The following is a 1,147-nucleotide window of genomic DNA, read 5'->3' on the forward strand; positions in this document are numbered from 1 at the left end:
TTCTGAGGGTGATCCGCCTTGTACGGGCCTTCCGGCATGTTGCGCATGCACTGGTCGATGATCTTGATGCTCTGGCGCATCTCTTCAACGCGAACCATGCAGCGGTCGTAGGCATCGCCATTGGCAGCCAGCGGCACTTCGAACTCGAAGTTCTCGTAGCCGGAGTATGGACGCGCTTTACGCAGGTCGAAGTCGCAACCGGTCGAACGCAGGCCGGCACCGGTGACGCCCCATTCCAGGGCTTCTTTGGTGTTGTAGGCCGCGACGCCGATGGTACGACCCTTGAGGATGCTGTTTTGCAGGGCAGCCTTGGTGTACTCGTCGAGGCGTTTTGGCAGCCATTCAACGAAGTCTTTCACCAGTTTTTCCCAGCCGCGCGGCAGGTCGTGAGCAACACCACCGATGCGGTACCAGGCCGGGTGCAGACGGAAACCGGTAATGGCTTCAATCACCGTGTACGCCTTCTGGCGGTCGGTGAAAGTGAAGAACACCGGAGTCATGGCGCCGACGTCCTGGATGTAAGTACCGAGGAACAGCAGGTGGCTGGTGATCCGGAAGAACTCGGCCATCATGATGCGGATGACGTCGACCTTCTCAGGCACTTTGATGCCGGCCAGCTTCTCGACCGAGAGCACGTACGGCAGGTTGTTCATCACGCCGCCGAGGTAATCGATACGGTCGGTGTACGGGATGAAACTGTGCCACGACTGACGCTCGGCCATCTTCTCGGCACCACGGTGGTGGTAACCGACATCCGGTACGCAGTCGACGATTTCTTCACCGTCCAGTTGCAGAATGATGCGGAACGCACCGTGCGCCGAAGGGTGGTTCGGACCGAGGTTGAGGAACATGTAGTCCTCGTTCGTCCCGGAACGCTTCATGCCCCAGTCTTCAGGACGGAAACGCGCGGCTTCTTCCTCAAGCTGTTGCTTGGCGAGGTTGAGGCTGAACGGATCGAATTCGGTCGCACGCGCCGGGAAGTCCTTGCGCAGCGGGTGACCTTCCCAGGTCGGCGGCATCATGATGCGCGACAGGTGCGGGTGACCTTTGAAGTCGATGCCGAACATGTCCCAGACTTCACGCTCGTACCAGTTGGCGTTCGGCCAGATACCGGTAACGGTCGGCAAGCTGAGGTCGCTCTCGGACA

The 1,147-nt window shown here is 59.7% G+C and carries 1 pseudogene; it reads right to left on the minus strand.

Going from position 1 to position 1,147, the window contains the following annotated elements:
* A pseudogene (locus tag ACIOMO_RS27910) lies at positions 1-1,147 on the minus strand (NADH-quinone oxidoreductase subunit C); the annotation flags it as partial.

This window comes from Pseudomonas sp. NPDC087804 (assembly GCF_044742965.1).
GTDB lineage: Bacteria > Pseudomonadota > Gammaproteobacteria > Pseudomonadales > Pseudomonadaceae > Aquipseudomonas > Aquipseudomonas rustica.